This is a genomic window from Microbacterium sp. STRO-1N, from assembly GCF_057748015.1.
This window is the reverse complement of sequence record NZ_CM173234.1, coordinates 120,116-139,318: the sequence shown is the minus strand read 5'-3', so window position 1 is coordinate 139,318 and position 19,203 is coordinate 120,116. Positions and strand designations below refer to the sequence as shown.

The 19,203-nt window shown below is 68.9% G+C and carries 22 protein-coding genes; 9 read left to right on the top strand and 13 right to left on the bottom strand.

The features are described from left to right. The first annotated feature begins 109 nt into the window (after positions 1 to 109). Positions 110 to 1,024, top strand: coding sequence for a DMT family transporter (locus AC3ANJ_RS00740; protein ID WP_488317767.1), 915 nt, complete (start codon positions 110 to 112; stop codon positions 1,022 to 1,024). On the opposite strand, the gene AC3ANJ_RS00735 is transcribed toward AC3ANJ_RS00740, so the two are convergent. The 5 genes from AC3ANJ_RS00735 to AC3ANJ_RS00715 are packed head-to-tail and all read right to left on the bottom strand — an operon-like array spanning position 993 to position 4,628. Further along, positions 993 to 1,613 carry a response regulator gene (locus AC3ANJ_RS00735; protein ID WP_488317766.1) on the bottom strand — a complete coding sequence of 207 codons (621 nt, stop codon included), beginning with the start codon at positions 1,611 to 1,613 and terminating at the stop codon, positions 993 to 995. The two genes, AC3ANJ_RS00740 and AC3ANJ_RS00735, sit on opposite strands and share 32 nt — an antisense overlap. Further along, entirely contained in the window at positions 1,610 to 2,872 is a 1,263-nt protein-coding gene (locus tag AC3ANJ_RS00730; RefSeq protein ID WP_488317765.1) for a sensor histidine kinase, read from the bottom strand. Before AC3ANJ_RS00730 ends, AC3ANJ_RS00735 begins: the two co-directional genes overlap by 4 nt. Positions 2,873 to 2,889: 17 nt before the next feature. After that, complete coding sequence (locus AC3ANJ_RS00725) at positions 2,890 to 3,339, bottom strand: DUF2871 domain-containing protein (RefSeq protein ID WP_488317764.1); 450 nt, start codon at positions 3,337 to 3,339, stop codon at positions 2,890 to 2,892. Between the two features lie 60 nt (positions 3,340 to 3,399). Then, positions 3,400 to 3,588, bottom strand: coding sequence for a cupin domain-containing protein (locus tag AC3ANJ_RS00720; RefSeq protein WP_488317763.1), 189 nt, complete (start codon positions 3,586 to 3,588; stop codon positions 3,400 to 3,402). 20 nt (positions 3,589 to 3,608) lie between these two features. Continuing rightward, entirely contained in the window at positions 3,609 to 4,628 is a 1,020-nt protein-coding gene (locus AC3ANJ_RS00715) for a zinc-dependent alcohol dehydrogenase family protein (RefSeq protein ID WP_488317762.1), read from the bottom strand. 123 nt (positions 4,629 to 4,751) lie between these two features. On the opposite strand from AC3ANJ_RS00715, the gene AC3ANJ_RS00710 reads away from it, so the two are divergent. Both AC3ANJ_RS00710 and AC3ANJ_RS00705 read left to right on the top strand, forming a co-directional pair. Further along, positions 4,752 to 5,636, top strand: coding sequence for a helix-turn-helix domain-containing protein (locus AC3ANJ_RS00710; protein ID WP_488317761.1), 885 nt, complete (start codon positions 4,752 to 4,754; stop codon positions 5,634 to 5,636). Then, complete coding sequence (locus tag AC3ANJ_RS00705; protein WP_488317760.1) at positions 5,633 to 6,292, top strand: GTP cyclohydrolase II; 660 nt, start codon at positions 5,633 to 5,635, stop codon at positions 6,290 to 6,292. The genes AC3ANJ_RS00710 and AC3ANJ_RS00705 overlap by 4 nt, the downstream gene beginning before the upstream one ends. A gap of 112 nt (positions 6,293 to 6,404) precedes the next feature. Here AC3ANJ_RS00705 and AC3ANJ_RS00700 read toward each other — a convergent pair whose 3' ends face one another. Further along, positions 6,405 to 7,343 carry a DUF1214 domain-containing protein gene (locus AC3ANJ_RS00700; RefSeq protein ID WP_488317759.1) on the bottom strand — a complete coding sequence of 313 codons (939 nt, stop codon included), beginning with the start codon at positions 7,341 to 7,343 and terminating at the stop codon, positions 6,405 to 6,407. 125 nt (positions 7,344 to 7,468) lie between these two features. On the opposite strand from AC3ANJ_RS00700, the gene AC3ANJ_RS00695 reads away from it, so the two are divergent. Then, positions 7,469 to 7,798, top strand: coding sequence for a helix-turn-helix domain-containing protein (locus tag AC3ANJ_RS00695; protein WP_488317758.1), 330 nt, complete (start codon positions 7,469 to 7,471; stop codon positions 7,796 to 7,798). 114 nt (positions 7,799 to 7,912) lie between these two features. On the opposite strand, the gene AC3ANJ_RS00690 is transcribed toward AC3ANJ_RS00695, so the two are convergent. Both AC3ANJ_RS00690 and AC3ANJ_RS00685 read right to left on the bottom strand, forming a co-directional pair. Continuing rightward, positions 7,913 to 8,503 carry a ClpP family protease gene (locus AC3ANJ_RS00690; protein WP_488317757.1) on the bottom strand — a complete coding sequence of 197 codons (591 nt, stop codon included), beginning with the start codon at positions 8,501 to 8,503 and terminating at the stop codon, positions 7,913 to 7,915. Continuing rightward, positions 8,500 to 9,114 carry a ClpP family protease gene (locus tag AC3ANJ_RS00685; protein ID WP_488317756.1) on the bottom strand — a complete coding sequence of 205 codons (615 nt, stop codon included), beginning with the start codon at positions 9,112 to 9,114 and terminating at the stop codon, positions 8,500 to 8,502. The genes AC3ANJ_RS00690 and AC3ANJ_RS00685 overlap by 4 nt, the downstream gene beginning before the upstream one ends. A gap of 301 nt (positions 9,115 to 9,415) precedes the next feature. Between AC3ANJ_RS00685 and AC3ANJ_RS00680 the strand changes: the two genes are divergently transcribed. From AC3ANJ_RS00680 to AC3ANJ_RS00665, 4 genes are all read left to right on the top strand, one after another. Next, positions 9,416 to 10,324, top strand: a complete 909-nt coding sequence (locus AC3ANJ_RS00680; protein ID WP_488317755.1) for a metal ABC transporter substrate-binding protein — start codon at positions 9,416 to 9,418, stop codon at positions 10,322 to 10,324. Then, on the top strand, positions 10,321 to 11,052 hold the full coding sequence (locus AC3ANJ_RS00675; protein ID WP_488317754.1) for a metal ABC transporter ATP-binding protein: 732 nt from the start codon (positions 10,321 to 10,323) through the stop codon (positions 11,050 to 11,052). The genes AC3ANJ_RS00680 and AC3ANJ_RS00675 overlap by 4 nt, the downstream gene beginning before the upstream one ends. Positions 11,053 to 11,090: 38 nt before the next feature. After that, positions 11,091 to 11,906 carry a metal ABC transporter permease gene (locus AC3ANJ_RS00670; RefSeq protein ID WP_488319324.1) on the top strand — a complete coding sequence of 272 codons (816 nt, stop codon included), beginning with the start codon at positions 11,091 to 11,093 and terminating at the stop codon, positions 11,904 to 11,906. Positions 11,907 to 12,170: 264 nt separating this feature from the next. Then, positions 12,171 to 14,084, top strand: coding sequence for a M3 family metallopeptidase (locus tag AC3ANJ_RS00665; RefSeq protein WP_488317753.1), 1,914 nt, complete (start codon positions 12,171 to 12,173; stop codon positions 14,082 to 14,084). A 9-nt stretch (positions 14,085 to 14,093) separates the two neighbouring features. Here AC3ANJ_RS00665 and AC3ANJ_RS00660 read toward each other — a convergent pair whose 3' ends face one another. Continuing rightward, positions 14,094 to 15,275 (bottom strand): trans-sulfuration enzyme family protein, encoded by a 1,182-nt coding sequence (locus tag AC3ANJ_RS00660; protein ID WP_488317752.1) that lies wholly within the window; start codon positions 15,273 to 15,275, stop codon positions 14,094 to 14,096. Between the two features lie 108 nt (positions 15,276 to 15,383). On the opposite strand from AC3ANJ_RS00660, the gene AC3ANJ_RS00655 reads away from it, so the two are divergent. Further along, the gene (locus AC3ANJ_RS00655) at positions 15,384 to 15,860 is read left to right on the top strand and encodes an Lrp/AsnC family transcriptional regulator (RefSeq protein ID WP_488317751.1); all 477 of its coding nucleotides are present in this window, start codon (positions 15,384 to 15,386) and stop codon (positions 15,858 to 15,860) included. 115 nt (positions 15,861 to 15,975) lie between these two features. Here AC3ANJ_RS00655 and AC3ANJ_RS00650 read toward each other — a convergent pair whose 3' ends face one another. From AC3ANJ_RS00650 to AC3ANJ_RS00635, 4 genes are all read right to left on the bottom strand, one after another. After that, the gene (locus AC3ANJ_RS00650; protein ID WP_488317750.1) at positions 15,976 to 16,731 is read right to left on the bottom strand and encodes an SDR family oxidoreductase; all 756 of its coding nucleotides are present in this window, start codon (positions 16,729 to 16,731) and stop codon (positions 15,976 to 15,978) included. 109 nt (positions 16,732 to 16,840) lie between these two features. After that, complete coding sequence (locus AC3ANJ_RS00645; protein ID WP_488317749.1) at positions 16,841 to 17,293, bottom strand: MarR family winged helix-turn-helix transcriptional regulator; 453 nt, start codon at positions 17,291 to 17,293, stop codon at positions 16,841 to 16,843. Positions 17,294 to 17,302: 9 nt separating this feature from the next. Further along, the gene (gene sigJ, locus AC3ANJ_RS00640; protein WP_488317748.1) at positions 17,303 to 18,223 is read right to left on the bottom strand and encodes an RNA polymerase sigma factor SigJ; all 921 of its coding nucleotides are present in this window, start codon (positions 18,221 to 18,223) and stop codon (positions 17,303 to 17,305) included. Positions 18,224 to 18,315: 92 nt separating this feature from the next. Continuing rightward, positions 18,316 to 19,077 (bottom strand): SDR family oxidoreductase, encoded by a 762-nt coding sequence (locus AC3ANJ_RS00635; RefSeq protein WP_488317747.1) that lies wholly within the window; start codon positions 19,075 to 19,077, stop codon positions 18,316 to 18,318. Positions 19,078 to 19,203: the final 126 nt, after the last annotated feature.

The window sequence follows — 19,203 nt, the reverse complement described above, 5'->3', positions numbered from 1 at the left end:
GGAGGATGGCGCGAAGCTCGCGCAACATCCTAATCCGTCCCGATGCATCGGTGGGCAGGGAGAATGCGGGCGACGTAGACTCGATGCGGCACAGCGAGAAAGGCCTGCGATGCCCTCTCGTCTGCGCTGGATGGGCCTTCGCCCCCAGGAACTCGCCCTCATCGCGATCACCGCAGTGTGGGGCTGCACCTTCCTCGTCGTGCACTGGGCGATGGAGCACTCGGGCCCGTGGTTCTTCGTCGGGATCCGCTTCCTCGTCGCCGGTCTCATCAGCGCGGTGATCTTCCGGCGCGTGCTGCGCGGCATCCGCTGGACCGACATCGCGGCCGGAGCCGCCATCGGACTGATGATCCACCTCGGCTACGGTCTGCAGACCTTCGGGCTGCAGACGATCGACTCCTCGACGTCGGCGTTCATCACCGCGATGTACGTCCCGCTGGTGCCGCTGCTGCAGTGGGCCGTGTTCCGCAAACGCCCGCACACCATGGCGTTCGTCGGAGCGGGGCTCGCGTTCGTCGGGCTCCTGCTGATCGCCGGACCGGATGCTCTCACCCTCACGCTCGGCCAGGGGGAAGTGGCGACCCTGCTCAGCACACTGCCCATCGCCGGCGAGATCATCCTCATCAGCGTCTTCGCCGGGAAGGTCGACCTGGGTCGCATCACGATCATCCAGCTACTGGTCGCTGGTGTCCTGTCCCTGCTGACGATGCCCGTGGTCGGCGAGGGCGTTCCGGAGTTCTCCTGGGTGTGGGTCGTGGCCGCGATCGGGCTGGGAGCCGCCAGTTGCCTCATCCAGCTCACGATGAACTGGGCGCAGAAGTCGGTGTCGCCGACACGCGCCACCGTGATCTACGCGGGCGAGCCGGTGTGGGCCGGTGTCGTCGGACGCATCGCCGGCGAGCGCCTGCCCGCGACGGCGCTCATCGGCGGAGCGCTCGTGGTGCTCGGTATCCTGGCGAGCGAGCTGCGGATCGTACGACGCCGCGACCGGGTCAGATCAGACCCTCCTCCTGAGCGCGGCTGACGGCCTTCGCCCTGCTCTCCACCTGCAGCTTGCCGAAGAGGTTCACCAGATGCGTCTTCACGGTGGCTTCCGTGACGAACAGTGCGCGTGCGATCTCGCGGTTCGAGGCTCCGGCACCGAGCAGACCGAGCACCTCCTGCTCGCGTTCGGTCAACCGCACCTGCGGCCTGCGCCTCCCCGCGGCGACCCGCTCGGCGAGCTCAGGGGCGAGTACCAGCTGTCCGGCGGCGGCCTGGGCGAGCGCCCTCATGATCGTCTCCGGCGACACGTCCTTGAGCAGGTATCCGGCCGCACCGGCTTCGATCGCCCGGAGGATGTCGGCATCCCGGTCGTAGGTGGTGAGGATGATGACCGCCGGCGCCGGGTCGAGCGCGCGCAGCGCTGCGGTCGTCGCCACGCCGTCCATGCCCTCTCCCAGGCGCAGGTCGCAGAGCACGACGTCCGGACGCAGCATCCGCGCCGCAGCGACCGCCTGCTCCCCCGTGCCGGCCTCGCCCGCGATGTCGACGTCGTCCTGGTGCGCGAACAGCGCGCGCAGACCGGTGCGCACGATCGGATGATCGTCGACGAGCAGCACGGAGATCGTCACGCGAACCCTCCCGTCGGCGCATGAGCGGACAACGCGGCGCCCTCGCCCTGTGCGCTCTCCACGTCGAGTCCCCCACCGAGTTCACGCAGCCGCTCCCGCATGGCGTGGAGACCGTAACCGCTGCCGTCCGCACCGCGACGCGCCGTGTCCCAGACTGCGGCATCGAAGCCCCGTCCATCGTCCACGATGTCCAGGCGCACGGTGTCACCGGCCTGCGCCAGACTCAGCGTCACGCGGCGCGCACCGGAGTGCATCCGCACGTTGGCGAGCGCCGATTGCGCCGTGCGCAGCAGAGCGACCTCGACAGGCATCGGCAACGATCCCAGGTCCGGATCGACGCGAAGTTCCGCGTCGATCCCGGTCTCGGCGACGAGGTGGTCGACCATGCGCCGCAGCGCACCGGCGAGTGCCGTCTCGTCCAGTTCGGCGGGAGCGAGCGCGTCGATGAGCCGGCGGACGTCCGTGAGCGAGTCGTGTGCGATCCGACCGATCTGCTGCAGCGCGCGATCAGCGGAGTGGTCGACCACCTCATCGCGCGCGGCGCGTGACAGCATCCCGATCGACGACAGCCCCTGCGCGACCGTGTCGTGGATATCGCGTGACAGCCGTGTGCGCTCCGCGATCACGCCGGCCTCGCGCTGCGTGCGGGCGAGCTCCTCCTGCAACTCGGCCATCTCATCCTGCGCGCGCAGCAGCGAGTCGACGAGACGTTGCCGATCGCGCATGTCGGCGGCCAGCTCGACATAGCCGCGCGCGAGCCCGAAGGCGAACAGTCCACCGATGAGGGGCCCGATGACATTCGCGTAGGTCGTCGCGCCGTGGTGCATGAGGGGTGCGGCGATGGCGAGGATCAGCACGGTTGCGCCGAAGACCGCGGCCCAGGCCAGGGGCAGCAGATAGCCGGCCAGCAGCCAGAGCGGGAAGGCGACCCAGACGTACTCCGCCGAGACCATCAGCCCCACCGCCCACAGGATGCCGAGTCCGACGAGCCACAGCGCACCCTGCCGCGCGTCGCGATACCGCGCGGCGATCGCCAGGCCGATGGCGTACCAGCCGAGGAACAGCACCGATGCGGCCACCGCGGACGGCACCGGCGCCCCGTCAGCGACGGCCCTGATCGTCGCGATCACGACGAGCAGTCCGGTGAGGACGACCTGCCCCGCCCGCATCGACCGCAGCACGCCGGCGAGGGTGCGCAGGGACATGCCGGTGCGGTCGGTGTCGGTCGGGGCGGCCATGGACCGATTCTCCTCGGTCATGCGCAGATCCGCGCGGATCAGACGGGTGCAGGCGCGGAGACGGATGCCGCGGCATCCGTCCTGGAGACGAGCGCCTTGCGCAGGGCGAGGAAGAGCAGGATCATCCCGGCCGTGAGCAGCATGTGCCCGAGGCCCGCGATGCCGGCGATCATCTTCGACGACTCGGCGCCGAGGACGGTGAGCGAGCCGTGCACGACGAGCATCCCGCTGGTCACGATGACGCCGGCGTTGTAGATCCAGAAGAACCACGCGAACAGGCGACTGCGCGACAGGGCGAACTGCTTCTCGAGCACGAGCACGATCAGCAGCACGATGAATCCGAGCGTCAGCAGATGGGTGTGCGCCAGGCCGAGCTGGGTGAACTGCCCTTCGGGGAAGCCGTTGAGCTTGGTGAACTCGCGGTAGAACAGGCCGGAGGCGACGCCGGCGAGCATGTAGGCGAAGGTGGCGTAGAAGAGTCGGGTCATGTGTCCAGCCTCGCCGCGGATGCCCGCCGGCGGTTCCATCGAAGGATGGAGATCCGGCCCTCAAGGACGCCCGGAGTCGTCCTCGTCGATGACGTGCTCGAGCCAGGTCGTCGTCTCAGCGGGGTCGTCGGCCGACACCAGCAGCGCGAGATGCTCCATGAAGCAGTCCTCGGTGGCACCGTGCCCGTGCTCCTCCCCCGGCGGGGTGTAGATCGTCTGGCCCGGGTGCGCCTCGACCACGTTGCCCATTGCTCCTTTCAGGCTGGGGCTCAGACGGTCAGCAGCACCTTGGTGGCGCGGCGCTCGTCCATGGCCTTGTAGCCCTCGGCGGCATCCTCCAGGGGCAGCGTCAGGTCGAACACGTCGCCTGGGGCGATCTTCCGGTCCCAGATGAGCTGGATCAGCTCGGGCAGGAAGCGACGCACGGGCGCCGGACCGCCGTGCAGATGCACACCGGAGAAGAAGAGCTCCTCACCCGGCAGCGACACGTCGTGCGAGACCCCGACGTACCCGACGTGCCCGCCGGCGCGGGTCGAACGGATCGCCTGCATCATCGACTCCTGCGTGCCGACCGCTTCGATGACCGAGTGCGCGCCGAGCCCGTTCGTGAGCTCCTTGATCCTCGCGACTCCGGCCTCCCCTCGTTCCTCGACGATGTCCGTCGCACCGAACTCGCGCGCCAGCGCCTGCCGGTCGGCGTGCCGGCTCATCGCGATGATGCGCTCGGCTCCCAGCTGCTTCGCCGCCAGGATGCCCAGCAGGCCGACCGCTCCGTCGCCGACGACGGCGACGGTCTTTCCCGGGCCCGCTTCCGCCGCGACGGCGGCGAACCAGCCGGTGCCCAAGACATCGGATGCCGCGAGCAGCGCCGGGATCAGGTCCGCGTACGGCTGGCCGGGCGTCGCGACCAGGGTGCCGTCGGCGTGGGGGACGAGCGCGTACTCGGCCTGCGTGCCGAACACGCCCATCGGCACGACGTGCGCGCAGCGGGACTGGTAGCCGGCCTGGCAGATCTCGCACGTGTTGTCGGAGGCCATGAACGAGCCGACGACGAAGTCGCCGACCTTCAGCTTCTTCACGTCCGCGCCGATCTCTTCGACGACGCCGACGTATTCGTGCCCCATCGGTGTCGCGTCGACGCTGTCCGCGCCGCGGTACGGCCAGAGGTCCGAACCGCAGATGCAGGTCGCGGCGACCTTGATCACGGCGTCGGTGGGCCGGGTGATGGTCGGCTTCTCCCGCTCTTCGACCCGGACGTCGCCGGGTCCGTGCATGATGACTCCACGCATGTTCTTGCTCCATCTGTTGGGATGCGACCAGTCAATCGCTCCGTCCGCGCGCGTGGAAGGTTCTGTCAAGGGGTGTATCAACAGGGCGCCCATCGGCGTTCGCGCTCGGCCTACGATCACTGCATGGACAATCGAGCCGAGGTCCGCGAATTCCTCACGTCGCGGCGCGCCAAAGTGACGCCCGACCAGGCGGGGATCCCCGGCGGCGCCAACCGCCGTGTTCCGGGGCTCCGCCGAACCGAGGTCGCGATGCTCGCCGGCGTCAGCGTCGAGTACTACGCCAAGCTCGAGCGCGGGGCGATCGCCGGAGCATCCTCGTCGGTGCTCGACGCCCTCTCGCGCGCGCTGCTGCTGGACGACACCGAACGAGCGCACCTGTTCGATCTGGCGCGCGCTGCCGACGGCATCCCCACCTCAGGACGCGCCCGTCGCCGTGCGGCATCCAGCGCCGCCCCGCGGATCAGCCTGCAGTGGGCTCTGGACGCTCTGACCGGTGCCGTCGCGTTCGTCCGAGATCAGCATCAGGACCTCATCGCCACGAACGCTCTGGGGCGGGCGTTCTTCTCGCCGCTGATCGGCGAAGGAGGGCGCACGCCGAACCTCGCGCGCTTCCAGTTCCTCGACCCGGCCTCGAAGGACTTCTACCCCGACTGGGATCTGTTCGCCGAGATGTGCGTCGCGATCATGCGGGCCGAGGCGGGGCGGGACCCGCACGACAAGCAGCTGCAGGATCTCGTCGGCGAGCTGTCGACGCAGAGCGACGTGTTCCGTCGGCTCTGGGCCGCCCATGACGTGCGCCAGCACGGGTCGGGCACCAAGCGCTACCGGCATCCGATCGTCGGAGACGTCACCCTCGCCTACGAGGAACTCGCGATCACCGCCGAGCCGGGGCAGGTACTGATGGTCTACACAGCCGAGCCCGGTTCGCCGTCGGCGGAGCGACTCGGCCTGCTCGCGAGCTGGGCGGCGGGGAATACGCGCTCGGGAGACGCGTTGCACACCGCATGACAGCATCCTCGACGGTTCTCGCCGCGGCATCCGAGCGCACGCACGTCCGCGTGCCGATGCGCTTCTCCGACGGGTACGCGACGACCGCGGACGTCTTCACCTTCGACGGCCTCGCAGACGGACGCGAGCATCTGCTGCTCGGCCTCGGCGACTGGCAGGGAGCGCTGGAGCGCGCGGCGTCCGGAGGGCCGGCTCCGCTCGTGCGTCCGCACAGCGAATGCCTGACCGGCGACGTCTTCGGATCTGAGCGCTGCGACTGCGGTCCGCAATTGCGCGAGGCCGTCGAGCGGATCGCCGATGAGGGCGGTTTCCTGCTCTACCTCCGGCAGGAGGGACGCGGCATCGGCCTCTACGCCAAGCTCGACGCGTACGCGCTGCAGGACTCCGGACTCGACACGTATGAGGCGAACGTCGCCCTCGGTCACGGCGAGGACGAGCGCGACTACACCACCGCAGCGCAGATGCTGGCCGCCGTCGGGGTCAGTGCGATCCGGCTGCTGAGCAACAACCCGGACAAGGCCGTGCAGCTCGATGCGCTCGGCATCGCGGTGGAGGAGCGCGTGCCCACAGCCGTGCACCTGTCGCCGTCGAACGCCGGGTACCTGCGCGCCAAGCGGGACCACACCGCGCACACGCTCGACCTCTCGGCCGCGTAGGTCGCCGCAGGCGGCACTCGATCCGGAGGAGAACGCACGATACGGAGGAGCGGATGCCGCGAAAGCATCCTCCCGATCGTGCGAAGTCCTCCGGATCCGTCCCGAACCCGGACTACGCGCTGATCGTCGGGAACGTCCAGGCGCCGTCGGTGATCTCGGGACGCGGGCGATACAGCCGCACGAGATAGTTCCATCCGTCGGTGATCGGAATCGCGTTGGGCGTCTCGGGCGGATAGTCGCCGAAACGCACGGTCGTGGAGCCGTCAGCGTTCTTCACGGCGGTGATGTTGTTGACCGTGTAGGCGTCTCGATCATTGGGCTCGAAGTAGCCCTGGGCGTTGTAGACCGAGATCGACCAGAAGCCGTCGACCGGCACGTCTCCGACGGTGAGCTCGTACTGCCCGACCGGCAACCGCGGATCCACGCCGATGTACGACGCCTCGCTGGTCGGCAGGCCGCCCCACCCCGCGGCCGTGCCGATGAGATGGCGGACCGGTTCGACTTCGTCCCTCGCACCGAACATGCGGTCGAAGCCGGCCAGATTCCTGGCGAGAGAGAGCAGCGCGTCCCTCGTCTCGTCAAAGGACTCCGTGTCGTAGTCGGGGTACGCGAACCGCTCCGCCGAGCGGCTCGCCAGCCGGATGCCGTCCTGCAGCGTCGCCACCGTCCGCACGTCGTCCGCATCGGCGGGGTCGACGAGGATCCGCACAGCCACGACGACATAGTCGCTGCCGGACTCGTCGGCGCGGAGCTCGTGGTCGCCTGCGTCGTGGAAGACCGCCTGCACGAAGTGATCCTCGTTGACGATCATCGCCGAGAGATAGCGCTCCCCGGCATCCGGGAGCGTCAGCGTGGCCCCCTTCGAGACGTCGACGACGGCGAAGCTGTAGAGAGTGTCGCGGTTCAGCCGGATCACCGTCTGCCGGTCGACCGCCGCCGGTTCGCGGTTGTGCAGGAAGACGTTGACGCCCCCTGCGCTTTCCTGCAGGTCGTGGAACATCCGATCTGTCTCGGCACGGACGAAGTTGTCAGCGTTCACATGAGTGGTCACGGGGCCGATCCTCCCACAGCCTCGCTTCGAGGGGGGTCGCGAATCGTGCCGCTGTGGCCGCAGCCCGCGTTCTGCTCTGAGCAGAACGCCTCGATCACGAGGCCCGGGGCGACTTATCGTGAGGCATGGCCGACATCGTCCCGTTCCCGCGTCCCCTGAACCGCGACCCGGAGCCGCTCTGGCGCCAGCTTCTCGGTGATCAGCTCCGTCGCCGTCGCCATGACCGCGAGGAGACCCTCACCGAGACCGCCGACAAGGCCGGGGTCTCACCGCAGTACCTCTCCGAGGTCGAACGAGGGCTCAAGGAGCCGTCCAGCGAGATGATCGCCGCGATCGCAGGGGCGCTCGACACGAGTCTCATCGAGCTGACGAGTTCGATCGCGGATGAATTGCGGTCGGCACCGGCATCCGTCTCGGCATCCGCTTCGCGCGGCGCCTTCGCCCTCGCCGCCTGACACGGCACCGCTTCACTGGCGGCACCGCTTCGGGGGCCGACACGCCAGATGTCGGACCGTTTCGCCCGAAACGTCCGACAAGTGGCGTGTCGGCCCCCGGCGTGGGCGCCCGCGTCAGCCGCGCTCCCCGAGCACGGTGTCGATGAGCCCGTACTCCTGGGCGGCGGATGCCGTGAACACCCGATCACGGTCGGTATCGAGCCGCAGCGATTCGACCGATCGCCCGGTGTGCCGCGCGAGCACGGCCTCGAGATCCGACCGGATGCGCACCACTTCGTCCGCGGCGAGGATGAGGTCGGGGATCGCGCCGCGCGACTGACCGGCCGGCTGATGCAGCACGATGCGGGCGTGCGTCAGCGCCGCACGCTGCCCGGAAGCTCCGGCCGCCACGAGCAGGGCCGCCGGTCCGATCGCCTGGCCGACGACCGTGGTCGCGATCGCCGGACGGATGTGCTGCATCGTGTCGTAGATCGCCAGCGCCGCACCGGGATCCCCGCCCTCGCTGTTCACGTAGAACTGGATGGCGGCGTCGGGGGCGTCCGCGTCGAGATGCAGCAGCTGCGCGATCAGGGCGTTCGCGACCCCGGCGTCGATGCCGGTGCCGAGGTAGATCACCCGCTCGGCGAGCAGATGGGAGTAGACGTCCATGATGCGCTCCCCGCGGGGATGCTGCGCGATGACGTTCGGGATCGTGTAGCTGCTCATGACTGTCCTCCCAGTCCGACCCGTGCGCGCCGACGCGGGAACACGTCGGCGGTCGAGGTGATGATCTCGTCGATGAATCCGTAGGCGAGCGCCTCGGATGCCGTGTACCACCGGTCGTGCAGCGAGTCCTCGAAGATGCGCTCCGGCGACTGGCCGGTGTCCTCGGCGATCAGGCCGAGCACCGTGTCGCGCATCTGGCGGAGGTCGTCGGCCTGCACCTCGATCTCGACGGCGGACCCGCCGATACCCGCCGAACCCTGGTGCATGAGCACCCGCGCGTGCGGGAGTGCTCGGCGCTTGCCCTTCGCCCCGCCGGAGAGCAGGAACTGCCCTGCGCTGGCCGCCATCCCGAGGACGAGCGTCGACACGTCGTTCGGGATGAGGTGCATGAGGTCGCGGATCGCGAGCATCGCCGGCACGGAGCCGCCAGGCGAATGGATCCACAGCGCGATGTCCGCGACCGGGTCCTCGGTCGAGAGGGTCAGCAGCTGCGTCATCAGCAGCGTGCCGTTGTCGTCGTCGAGGCCGCCGTCGAGCACGAGCACGCGCTCGTGGAACAACGCGCGCCTGGCCTCGGGGCCGAATTGCGGGATGGGGTTCTCTTCGCTCATGGATCCAGCGTGCGCCGCGGCATCCCCTCCGTCGCCCGAATCCGCCGTGGGCAGATCTGCCGTGAGCAGTGCGGGCCGTCGGGCCCTCGGGCCCTCGGGAGGGGCCCCGAATGGTCGCTTCGCCAGGGTCGACGCGGCACTATGCGACCCCCGCATCGAGGTGCCGCGACGCCGCGCATCCGAGGGGGACCCGAATGGTCGCCTCACTCGGGTCGACGCGGCACTATGCGACCCCTCCCCGCCCAGCTCTCAGCCCCGCACTCCGGTTGTTTTAGGCAGACCGAAAAGGTATCTTTTCGGTGTGCCTAAAAATCTTCGCATCGTCGCGGCATCCCTCGCCGTCGGCACACTCCTGCTGGCCGGATGCAACGGGCCGAACGCGGCCGAGGACGACGCCCGCCCGGTGGTCCTGACGACCTTCACCGTCCTCGCCGACATCGCGCAGAACGTCGCCGGCGACCACCTGCGCGTGGAGTCGATCACGAAGCCGGGCGCCGAGATCCACGGGTACGAGCCCACCCCCGGTGACATCCGGAAGGCCGCCGACGCGGACCTCATCCTCGACAACGGGCTGAACCTCGAGGTGTGGTTCGCGCAGTTCGTCGAGACGGTCGATGTCCCGCACGTCGTCGTCTCCGACGGCGTCGACGCGATCGACATCACCGGAGATGCGTACGCGGGCAAGCCCAACCCGCACGCCTGGATGAGCCCGGCGAACGTGCAGCTCTACGCCGACACGATGGCCGAGGCGTTCGCAGAACTGGACCCCACGCACGCCGACGACTACGCCGCGAACGCCGATGCCTACAAGGCCGACCTGCAACAGGTGCAGGATGACCTCGTCGCAGCCCTCGCGGAGCTGCCCGAGACCCAACGCGCGCTCGTCACGTGCGAGGGCGCGTTCTCCTACCTGGCACGGGATGCCGGACTCACCGAGGCCTACATCTGGCCGGTCAACGCCGAGCAGCAGGCGACGCCGCAGCAGATCACGAAGGTGATCGAGTTCGTCGACGACAACGACGTCCCTGCGGTGTTCTGCGAGTCGACCGTGTCGGACAAGCCCATGCAGCAGGTCGCCGAGGCGACGGATGCCGCGTTCGGCGGCATCCTCTACGTCGACTCCCTGTCGCAGGCCGACGGACCCGTTCCGACGTATCTCGACCTGATCCGGCATGACGCGGACACGATCATCGCGGGGCTGACCGGATGAGCGCGATCGAGGTCCGGGGCATCACGGTCCGTTACGGCGACGTGCTGGCGCTGGACGACGTGTCCCTCGACGTCGGTGAAGGGCGGGTGACGGGCCTCATCGGCATGAACGGCTCCGGCAAATCCACCCTGTTCAAGTCGATCCTCGGGCTCGTACGGCCCGCGACAGGGACGGTGAGGCTGGCCGACGGCGACTCGGCATCCGCTCGGCGTCGCGGCCTCGTCGGTTACGTGCCGCAGAGCGAGGACGTGGACTGGTCGTTCCCCGTCTCGGTGCGCGACGTCGTGATGATGGGCCGGTACGGGCGACAGGGCATCACGCGGAGAGCGCGCCCCGCCGACAAGACAGCCGTCGACGAGGCGCTCGAGCGCGTGGAGTTGCAGGACCTCGCCGACCGCCAGATCGGGCAGCTGTCTGGCGGCCAGCGCAAGCGTGCGTTCGTCGCCCGCGGCATCGCTCAGGATGCCGGCATCCTGCTGCTCGACGAGCCGTTCGCCGGCGTCGACAAACGCAGCGAGGCGACGATCGTTCGGCTGTTGCGCGAACTCGCGGCATCAGGGCGGACCGTCCTCGTCTCGACCCACGACCTGCATGCCCTCCCCGAGTTGGCCGACGATGCGGTGCTGCTGCTGCGCCGCGTGTTGTTCCACGGGTCTGTCACGGAGGCTCTGGAGCCCGCCCGACTCGCCAGGGCGTTCGGACTGGATGCCGAGGAGGACGACTCGTGATCTGGGACTGGATCCTCGAACCGCTGCAGTACGACTTCATGGTCCGCGCGCTCGTGACGACGGTGATGGCCGCGGTGGTGTGCGCACTGCTGTCGTGCTGGCTCGTGCTGGTCGGCTGGTCGCTCATGGGGGATGCTGTCTCGCACGCCGTGCTCCCCGGCGTCGTGATCGCCTACGTGATCGGGGCACCGTTCGCGCTCGGCGCGCTGGTGTTCGGGTTCCTCGCGGTGGCGCTGATCGGTGCGATCCGTGGCACGAGCCGCGTGAAGGAGGATGCCGCGATCGGCATCGTCTTCACCACCCTCTTCGCACTCGGACTCGTGCTCATCTCGGTCACACCCAGTCAGACCGATCTGAACCACATCATCTTCGGGAACATCCTCGGGGTCTCGATCGGCGATCTCGTGCAGGTCGGCATTCTCGCCGCCGTCGCGTTCGTCGTGCTGCTCGTGAAGCGCCGCGACCTCACCCTCTACGCGTTCGATCCCACGCACGCGTTCGCGATCGGGCTGTCGCCGCGGATGCTGGGAGCGCTGCTGCTCGGCATCCTCGCCCTGACCGCCGTCGTGGCGCTGCAGGTCGTCGGGGTCGTGCTCGTGGTCGCGATGCTCATCATCCCCGGCGCGACGGCGCAGCTGTTGACCGACCGCTTCGGACGGATGCTGGTGATCGCGCCTCTGTTGTCTGCGGCGTGCAGCGTCACCGGGATCTATCTCAGCTACTGGCTGGATGCCGCACCGGGCGGCCTGGTCGTCGTCGTGCAGGGGGCGGCGTTCGCGCTCGTGTACCTGTTCGCGCCGCGGCAGGGCGTGATCGGGCGGCACGTGTTCGTGCGGCGGGCGCTCGCTCGTTGAGCGAGCGAAGCGAGTCGAAACGCGCCAGCGGCTGAACCTCGCCATGCACGCGTTCGACTCGGTCGGCTCCGCCGTCCTCGCTCGACGAACGAGGGGAAGGCCGCACCCGCGTGTCCGGGTTGGCGCGGGTGACCGGCATCCGCACCCGCCTCAACCCGGACACCCCTCGCTGGCAGGTCCGGGTTGAGGCGACCAACTCCGCCGCGCACCCGCACGAACCCGGACACGCCGGACCGAAGCAGCGCTCCCCGTAGGCTGAAGCGCATGGCCCTGGAACCTCTCGCCCTGCCCGCCGCCGACTGGCACGCGTTCATCGAAGAGCGCGCCGAGACCTCGCTCGCGACAGCACGCGACGTCGTCGCCCGACTCAAGGACGGCACGTCCCGCAGCCCGCTCGCGATCCTGGAGCTGTGGAACATCGGCGAGATCGCGACGGCCAACGCGTCCAGCTTCACGCAGCTGCTCGCCGAGGTGCATCCGGATGCCGCGGCACGCGAACTGGCCGAAAAGGCTCTGCAGGAGGCATCCGCCTTCGTCACGGAGCGAGACCAGGACCGAAAGCTGTACGAGGTCTTCGCCGACGTGGAAACGGAGGGCCTCGACCAGGAGGCCACCCGTCTGCTGGGACGCATCCTCCGCGACTTCCGCCGGGGCGGCGTCGACCAGGACGACGCGACGCGCGCCCGGCTCGCCGAGATCAGCGCGCGCATCACCGTCGTGGACCAGGAGTTCTCGCGCAATGTGCGCGACGATGTGCGCAGCATCCGCATCGCGCCAGAACGCCTGGCCGGCCTCCCGGATGATTTCGTGGCGGCGCACCCGACCGGCGACGACGGGCTGGTCGAGATCACGACGGACTACCCGGACTTCCGACCGTTCCGCGCCTACGCGCACGACGCGGCGGCGCGCGAGGAGATCGCACGCGCCTACAACGATCGCGGCTGGCCGGCCAACGACGCGCTGCTGCACGAGCTGCTCGATCTGCGCGCCGAGCAGGCCGATCTTCTGGGGTACGCCTCGTGGCCGGACTTCGACGCCGAGGTGAAGATGATCGGCACGGGCGACGCGATCGGCGACTTCATCGAGCGCATCGCGGCGCTCTCCGCAGACCGCGCCGCCGCCGATCTGGAGGCTCTGCTCGTCCGCGCGCGCCAGGACGACCCGGCGGCCACCGAGATCACGACGGCCGACGCCGACTACTACGGCGAGATCCTGCGCCGCGAGCAGTACGACGTCGACGCGCAGGAGGTGCGCCGCTACTTCGACTTCACGCGCGTGCGCCAGGGACTGCTCGACGTCACCGGCCGGCTGTTCGGACTCACCTACCGCGAGGTCCCGGACGCCCCCGTCTGGGCCGACGACGTCTCCAGCTACGACGTGCTGCGCGACGGCGAGCGCATCGGGCGCATCCACCTCGACCTTCATCCGCGCGAGGGCAAGTACAAGCACGCGGCGCAGTTCGATCTCGTGACGGGTGTGCGCGGCATCCAGCTCCCCGAGGGAGTGCTGGTGTGCAACTTCCCCCGCGGGCTGATGGAGCACGAGCAGGTCAAGACGCTGTTCCACGAATTCGGTCACCTGCTGCACCATGTGCTCGGCGGCGACCAGATCTGGGCGCGGTTCTCGGGCGTCGCGACCGAATGGGACTTCGTCGAGGCCCCGTCGCAGATGCTGGAGGAGTGGGCCTGGGATGCCGACATCCTGCGGACCTTCGCTCTGGATGCCACGGGCACACCGATCCCCGCCGACCTCGTCGCCCGCATGCGCGAGGCCGCCGACTCCGACCGTGGTCGCTGGGTGCGAACGCAGATCTTCTACTCCGCGGTGTCCTACCGGCTGCACCTGGAGCGCCCAGCCGACCACGACGCCGCGCTGGCGGAGCTGTCCGAGCGCTACTCGGTCATCGCGCGGCTCCCCGACACGCACTTCCAGGCCGGTTTCGGACACCTCACGGCATACAGCTCGGGCTATTACACCTACATGTGGAGCCTCGTCATCGCGAAGGACCTGTTCAGCGCGTTCGACCCTTCGGACATGTTCGCCGCCGACGTCGCCGGGCGGTACCGCGACGAGGTGCTCGCGCGCGGCGGGTCAGGGGATGCCGCGGAGCTCGTGGCCGCGTTCCTCGGCCGCCCGACGTCGTTCGACGCGTTCGGCGGGTGGCTGGCGGGCGCCTGACGCTCCGGGTCAGCGCGCGAGCGCGAGCGACGGGAGCACGGCGAACGCCTGCGCCAGGTCCGCGATGAGGTCGTCCGGATGCTCGAGCCCGATCGACATGCGCAGCACATCGGCCGCCGGTCGCGCCTCCGCAGGCACCGGCCGATGCGTCAGAGCCGCCGGATGCTGGATCAGCGAATCCACTCCGCCGAGCGAGACGGCGTGCGTGAACAGCCGCACGCCGGACGCCACGGCACTCGCGGCAGCGTATCCCCCGCGCACGCGCATCGCGATCATGGCGCCCGTGCCGCGCATCTGACGCTCGAGGATGCCGCGGGGGTCGCCGTCGAGCCCGGGGAAGAAGACCTCCTCGACCTCCGGCCGGTCGATGAGCCACTGCACGATGCGCTGCGCGTTCTCCTGCTGGCGCTGCATCCGGATCGGCAGCGTCGCCAGTCCGCGGTGCAGCAGATAGGCGCCGAGCGGGTGCAGCAGGCCACCGGTCACGGCGCGCACGCGGCGCAGCGCCTCGGCCGTCTCCTCGCTGCAGGCGATGACGCCGGCGATCACGTCGCCGTGCCCACCAAGGTACTTCGTCGCGCTGTGCAGCGACAGGGCGGCGCCGTGGTCGAGCGGGTTCTGCAGCACCGGTGTCGCGAAGGTGTTGTCGACGAGCACCGGTGCCTTGCCGGCATCCGCCACGATCGCGGCGATGTCGACGAGCTCGAGCGTCGGGTTCGCCGGGGTCTCGACGATCACGAGACCCGTGTCCGCGCGGACGGCGGAGGACACCTCGGACGGCTCGCAGTACGTGGTCTCGACGCCCAGCATGCCCGAGCCGAGCAGGTGGTCGGTTCCGCCATACAGCGGCCGAACGGCGACGACGTGGCGGCGCCCTGTCGCTGCGCACATCGCGAGGATCGCCGCCGTCATCGCGGCCATCCCGGAAGCGAACGCGACGGATGCCTCGGCATGCTCCAGTTCGGCGAGGGCGTCTTCGAAGCGCGCGACGGTCGGATTCCACAGCCGCGCGTAGACCATGCTTCCGTCCGCGGGCGGGCGGCCTCCGGTGGCCATGGCCTCGTAGGATTCCCCGCCGCGCTCGACGTCGGGCAGCGGATTCGTCGTGGAGAGGTCGATGGGCAGCGCGTGGACGCCGAGCGCCGTGAGGTCTTCACGGCCGCTGTGGACGGCCCTGGTGTCGGGATGCATGCCCCCATGCTTGCTGACATCGCAATCGGAATGGGATGATTCGACAGCATCCTCAACGGTTGGTACGTATCGTGCGATTTCCTACGGAACGGGATGCCGGAAGGAGCCGTGACCTTGTCGAAAACGCCAGCGGTCCTGGACGAACTCGACCTCGAGATCCTGGCCGTGCTCAGCGAGCGCGCCGACATCACGAACAAGGCGCTGGCGGCGCGGCTCGGACTGGCCGAGTCGACCTGCGCCCATCGCGTGCGGTCGCTGCGGACGCGGGGAATCATCCGCGATGTGCGAGTGCGACTCGACCCGGCCGCGCTCGGCTACCCGCTGCAGGCGATGATCAAGGTGCGCCTGGCCAACCACACCGGGGCGAAGGTCAATGCACTGTTCGACGCGCTCGTCGCGATTCCCCGCGTGCTGCAGGTGTTCCATGTCGCCGGTGTCGACGACTTCCTCGTGCACGTCGCTGTGCAGGATGCCGCGGCGCTGCGCGACATCGTGCTCGAGCACATCACCGTGCACTCAGTGGTGCGCGGCACCGAGACACAATTGGTCTTCGAGCTGCGCGACGGGCGCGGGCTGCTCGGCTGAGTCGCGCTTCCCTTCGCACGCACCGAATCGGAGGAGAACGCACGATCGGGAGGACCGGATCCCGCTTTCCGGTCCTCCGTTTCGCGTGTTCTCCTCCCGTTCGGAGCGGTGGCGGCTACGCGCGCGGCGGGTTCGCCGGCAGCCATTCCTCCAGCGTCGTCTCGAAGATGTGAGCGCCCTCGACCGGGATGAGCGTGCGCTCCTCGATCTGTGCGCCGTAGTACGGCGCGCTGTCGTCGCGGACGACCGTCCGCGAGTCGCCTCGGAAGGTCAGCGCCCGCCGGGCGAACTCGTCCATCCCGAAGGCCTCGGGACCGGCGATCTCGATGTCGCCGGCCGGATCGCCGGCGGCCGCGCGGGCCACGGCGGTCGCGACGTCCTCGGCGGCGATCGGCTGGATGAGCGCCCCGGGCAGTGCGACGACACCATCCGTGGTCGAGATGTCCGCGATGCTGCCGACGAACTCGAAGAACTGCGTCGCGTGGACGAGCGAGTAGGCGATGCCGGACTCGCGGATGAGCTTCTCCTGCGCGACCTTTGCGGCGAAGTACGGAATGTTCTGAGGACGATTCGTGCCGACGATCGTGAGAGCGACGTGATGGGTGACACCCGCCTCGCGCTCCGCCGCGAGGAGGTTCCGCGTCGAGGTGGTGAAGAACTCGAGCACGTCGTCCGGCGCGAACGATGGCGAATTCGACACGTCGACGACCGTGCTGGCACCCTTGAGCACTTCGGCGAGCCCCTCGCCGGTGAGCGAGTTGACGCCGGTGTTCGGCGAAGCGGCGATCGCCTCATGCCCGTGCGCGGTCAGCTTCGCGACGACCTTGGATCCGATGAGGCCGGTGCCTCCGATGACGACGATCTTTGCCATTTCATGCCTTTCGATCTGGACAGGTGCCCTGAGGGCTCTTACCAGCTATGACAAGGCGGGAACCGTCGATGTGACGTCTTCCGGAAACGGGCGGCCGTCGGCGATTTCGTCAGCGGTCGTTCGGGGCCACGTGGGCTGTGATCGAGCGCAGCACCTCGAGGGCGGCGTGAGCCCGCTCGGGGGTGAAGCCGAACGTCTCGACGACGGACTGATAAATGCCGGGAGAGTGAACGCGCAGGGCATCGCCGTGCTCCGTCAGCGCGATGATGACAGAGCGTTCGTCCTGCGCATTCCGTGTGCGGAGGATCAGGCCCTGCGTCTCCATGCGCTTCAGGAGCGGCGTCATCGTCCCGTAGTCCGACTGCAGGCGGGACACGAGCATTCCGACCGAGAGATCACCGGAATCCCAGAGTGCCGCGAGGACCAGATACTGCGGGTACGAGACCCCCAGCGGTTCGAGCAACGGGCGGTACGCGGCGGTGACGGCACGGTAGGCGGCGTGCAGGTTGAAGCACACCATGTCGTCGAGGGCGACGTTCGAGGGTCCGGCTTCTTCTGGCACGGGCCGAACCTAACACGACATGCGCCACGGGAAGGCGAGTGGTGCGAGCGATGCCAGCTTCACCGGATTCATGACCCAGAAGATCCGCGTCACACGCTCATCACGGGTCGCGACCGTGAGGAGGGCGAAAGGTCGCGCATCGCGGAAGAGCACCGCGCCGGCCCGTCCGTTGGCCTCGACCAATTCGACCGTGACGTCGTCCCAGAACCAGGTCGCGACGCCCAGCAGGAAGCGCTTGAGCCTCTCGCGACCCTGGATCGGGCGGCGGGCGGTGCGACGCACTGCCCCGCCACCGTCCGTGTAGCTCACCGCATCCGCGGCCAGCAGGGATTCCAGCGCGTCGGCATCCCCGCCTCGAGCCGCGTCCAGGAAGACGCGGAAGAGCCGCTTCTGCGTGGTCGCGTCCACAGCGTGCACGACATCGACCGCGAGATGCTTATGGGCACGGCTGACCAACTGTCGCGCGGCGGCCTCAGAGACTCGAAGGATCTCGCCGATCCGCGGATACGGGTACGCGAACGCCTCGCGCAGAACGAAGGCCGCACGTTCTGTCGCGGTCAGCCGCTCCATCAGCAGCAGGGTCGCCAGTTCGAGAGCTTCCGCATTCTCCGCCCCCAGGAGGGGGTCGTCGGACGTATCGACCGGGCTCGGCAGCCAGGGGCCGATATAGGTCTCCCGGCGCGATCGGGCGCTGTTGAGGACGTTGATGGCGATGCGGGTCGCGGTCGTCGCGAGGAAGGCCCCCGCGTCGCGGACGACCGATCGGTCGCACAGGTGCCAGCGGATCCAGGTCTCCTGCACGACGTCTTCCGCCTCGAAGGCGCTGCCGAGGATGCGATAGGCGATTCCGAAGAGCCGCCGGCGCTGCGCCTCGAAGGCCGCCAGCGATTCGTCTTCGGAACGGGGCTCGTCGTACGGATTCCGTGTCATCAGCCGCTCCTGAGAGGTTGCGGGTTGCAACCGAGCGACAGATTACCTTGCCTCCTAGTAAATAGGAAGCTATTTATAATGGCGCGAGCCGCTCAGACCGCTCCGTGCGTCTGGATGCGCCAATCGTGGTACCGGGTCGGGGCGATCGTCGCGGTGGCCTCAGGAAGGAGATCACGGCTCGCGAGGTGCGCTCCGAAATAGGTCCCGAGCGGATCCGGGACGACTTCGCGCTCGTCCTGGCGGGATCGCATGTCGATGATGGCGAGTTCCTCGAGGCTGAACACCTCGGGCCCACCGAACTCGACCATGCCATGGAGGGGCTTCCCCAGTGCCGTTCGTGCGACGGCCTCGGCGACGTCGTCGGCGGCCATGGGCTGGATGAGGACGTCGGCGACCCGGACCGTGCCGCTGCGGACGGCATGGTCGGTGATGTTGCGGATGAACTCGAAGAACTGCGTGGCGTGCACGAGTGAGTAGGGCCGCTGCGACGCCATGATGAGTCGCTCCTGCTGCTCTTTGGCGACGAAGTAGCCGCCCTCGGCACGCGCGAGCCGGTCCGTGCCGACGACCGAGAGCGCCACGTGGTGGTGAACACCGGCGGCTTCGCCGTAGCTGAGCAGATTCATTGTCGAGGTGTAGAAGAACTCGCGCGCCGCTGCTTCGTCCGTGTACGACGAGTTGGAGACGTCGACGACGACCTCGGCGCCCTCCAGTGCATCCTCCAGCCCCTCGCCGGTGTACGAGTTGACGCCGGTCGAGCGGGCAGCGGCCAGGACCTCGTGGCCCGCTGAACGGAGGCTCCGGACGAGTCGCGCGCCGATCAGACCCGTTCCGCCGATGACCGTGATTTTCATGTCGCTCCTTCGAGTTCCGATTGGCTGCCACGGGAATCCGTCTGCACTCATCTGACAAGACACGGTCTCGAGTTGTGACACATCGCCCCGATGAGAATCCGACCGATCCGGATCGTCACAGCGGAC

What these genes read in the sequence shown, in the direction of transcription:
- AC3ANJ_RS00740 (WP_488317767.1), top strand. Translation starts at nt 110, where the DNA reads ATGCCCTCTCGTCTGCGCTGGATGGGCCTTCGCCCCCAGGAACTCGCC.
- AC3ANJ_RS00730 (WP_488317765.1), bottom strand. Translation starts at nt 2,872, where the DNA reads ATGACCGAGGAGAATCGGTCCATGGCCGCCCCGACCGACACCGACCGC.
- AC3ANJ_RS00725 (WP_488317764.1), bottom strand. Translation starts at nt 3,339, where the DNA reads ATGACCCGACTCTTCTACGCCACCTTCGCCTACATGCTCGCCGGCGTC.
- AC3ANJ_RS00720 (WP_488317763.1), bottom strand. Translation starts at nt 3,588, where the DNA reads ATGGGCAACGTGGTCGAGGCGCACCCGGGCCAGACGATCTACACCCCG.
- AC3ANJ_RS00715 (WP_488317762.1), bottom strand. Translation starts at nt 4,628, where the DNA reads ATGCGTGGAGTCATCATGCACGGACCCGGCGACGTCCGGGTCGAAGAG.
- AC3ANJ_RS00710 (WP_488317761.1), top strand. Translation starts at nt 4,752, where the DNA reads ATGGACAATCGAGCCGAGGTCCGCGAATTCCTCACGTCGCGGCGCGCC.
- AC3ANJ_RS00705 (WP_488317760.1), top strand. Translation starts at nt 5,633, where the DNA reads ATGACAGCATCCTCGACGGTTCTCGCCGCGGCATCCGAGCGCACGCAC.
- AC3ANJ_RS00695 (WP_488317758.1), top strand. Translation starts at nt 7,469, where the DNA reads ATGGCCGACATCGTCCCGTTCCCGCGTCCCCTGAACCGCGACCCGGAG.
- AC3ANJ_RS00690 (WP_488317757.1), bottom strand. Translation starts at nt 8,503, where the DNA reads ATGAGCAGCTACACGATCCCGAACGTCATCGCGCAGCATCCCCGCGGG.
- AC3ANJ_RS00685 (WP_488317756.1), bottom strand. Translation starts at nt 9,114, where the DNA reads ATGAGCGAAGAGAACCCCATCCCGCAATTCGGCCCCGAGGCCAGGCGC.
- AC3ANJ_RS00675 (WP_488317754.1), top strand. Translation starts at nt 10,321, where the DNA reads ATGAGCGCGATCGAGGTCCGGGGCATCACGGTCCGTTACGGCGACGTG.
- AC3ANJ_RS00670 (WP_488319324.1), top strand. Translation starts at nt 11,091, where the DNA reads ATGGTCCGCGCGCTCGTGACGACGGTGATGGCCGCGGTGGTGTGCGCA.
- AC3ANJ_RS00665 (WP_488317753.1), top strand. Translation starts at nt 12,171, where the DNA reads ATGGCCCTGGAACCTCTCGCCCTGCCCGCCGCCGACTGGCACGCGTTC.
- AC3ANJ_RS00660 (WP_488317752.1), bottom strand. Translation starts at nt 15,275, where the DNA reads ATGCATCCCGACACCAGGGCCGTCCACAGCGGCCGTGAAGACCTCACG.
- AC3ANJ_RS00650 (WP_488317750.1), bottom strand. Translation starts at nt 16,731, where the DNA reads ATGGCAAAGATCGTCGTCATCGGAGGCACCGGCCTCATCGGATCCAAG.
- sigJ (WP_488317748.1), bottom strand. Translation starts at nt 18,223, where the DNA reads ATGACACGGAATCCGTACGACGAGCCCCGTTCCGAAGACGAATCGCTG.
- AC3ANJ_RS00635 (WP_488317747.1), bottom strand. Translation starts at nt 19,077, where the DNA reads ATGAAAATCACGGTCATCGGCGGAACGGGTCTGATCGGCGCGCGACTC.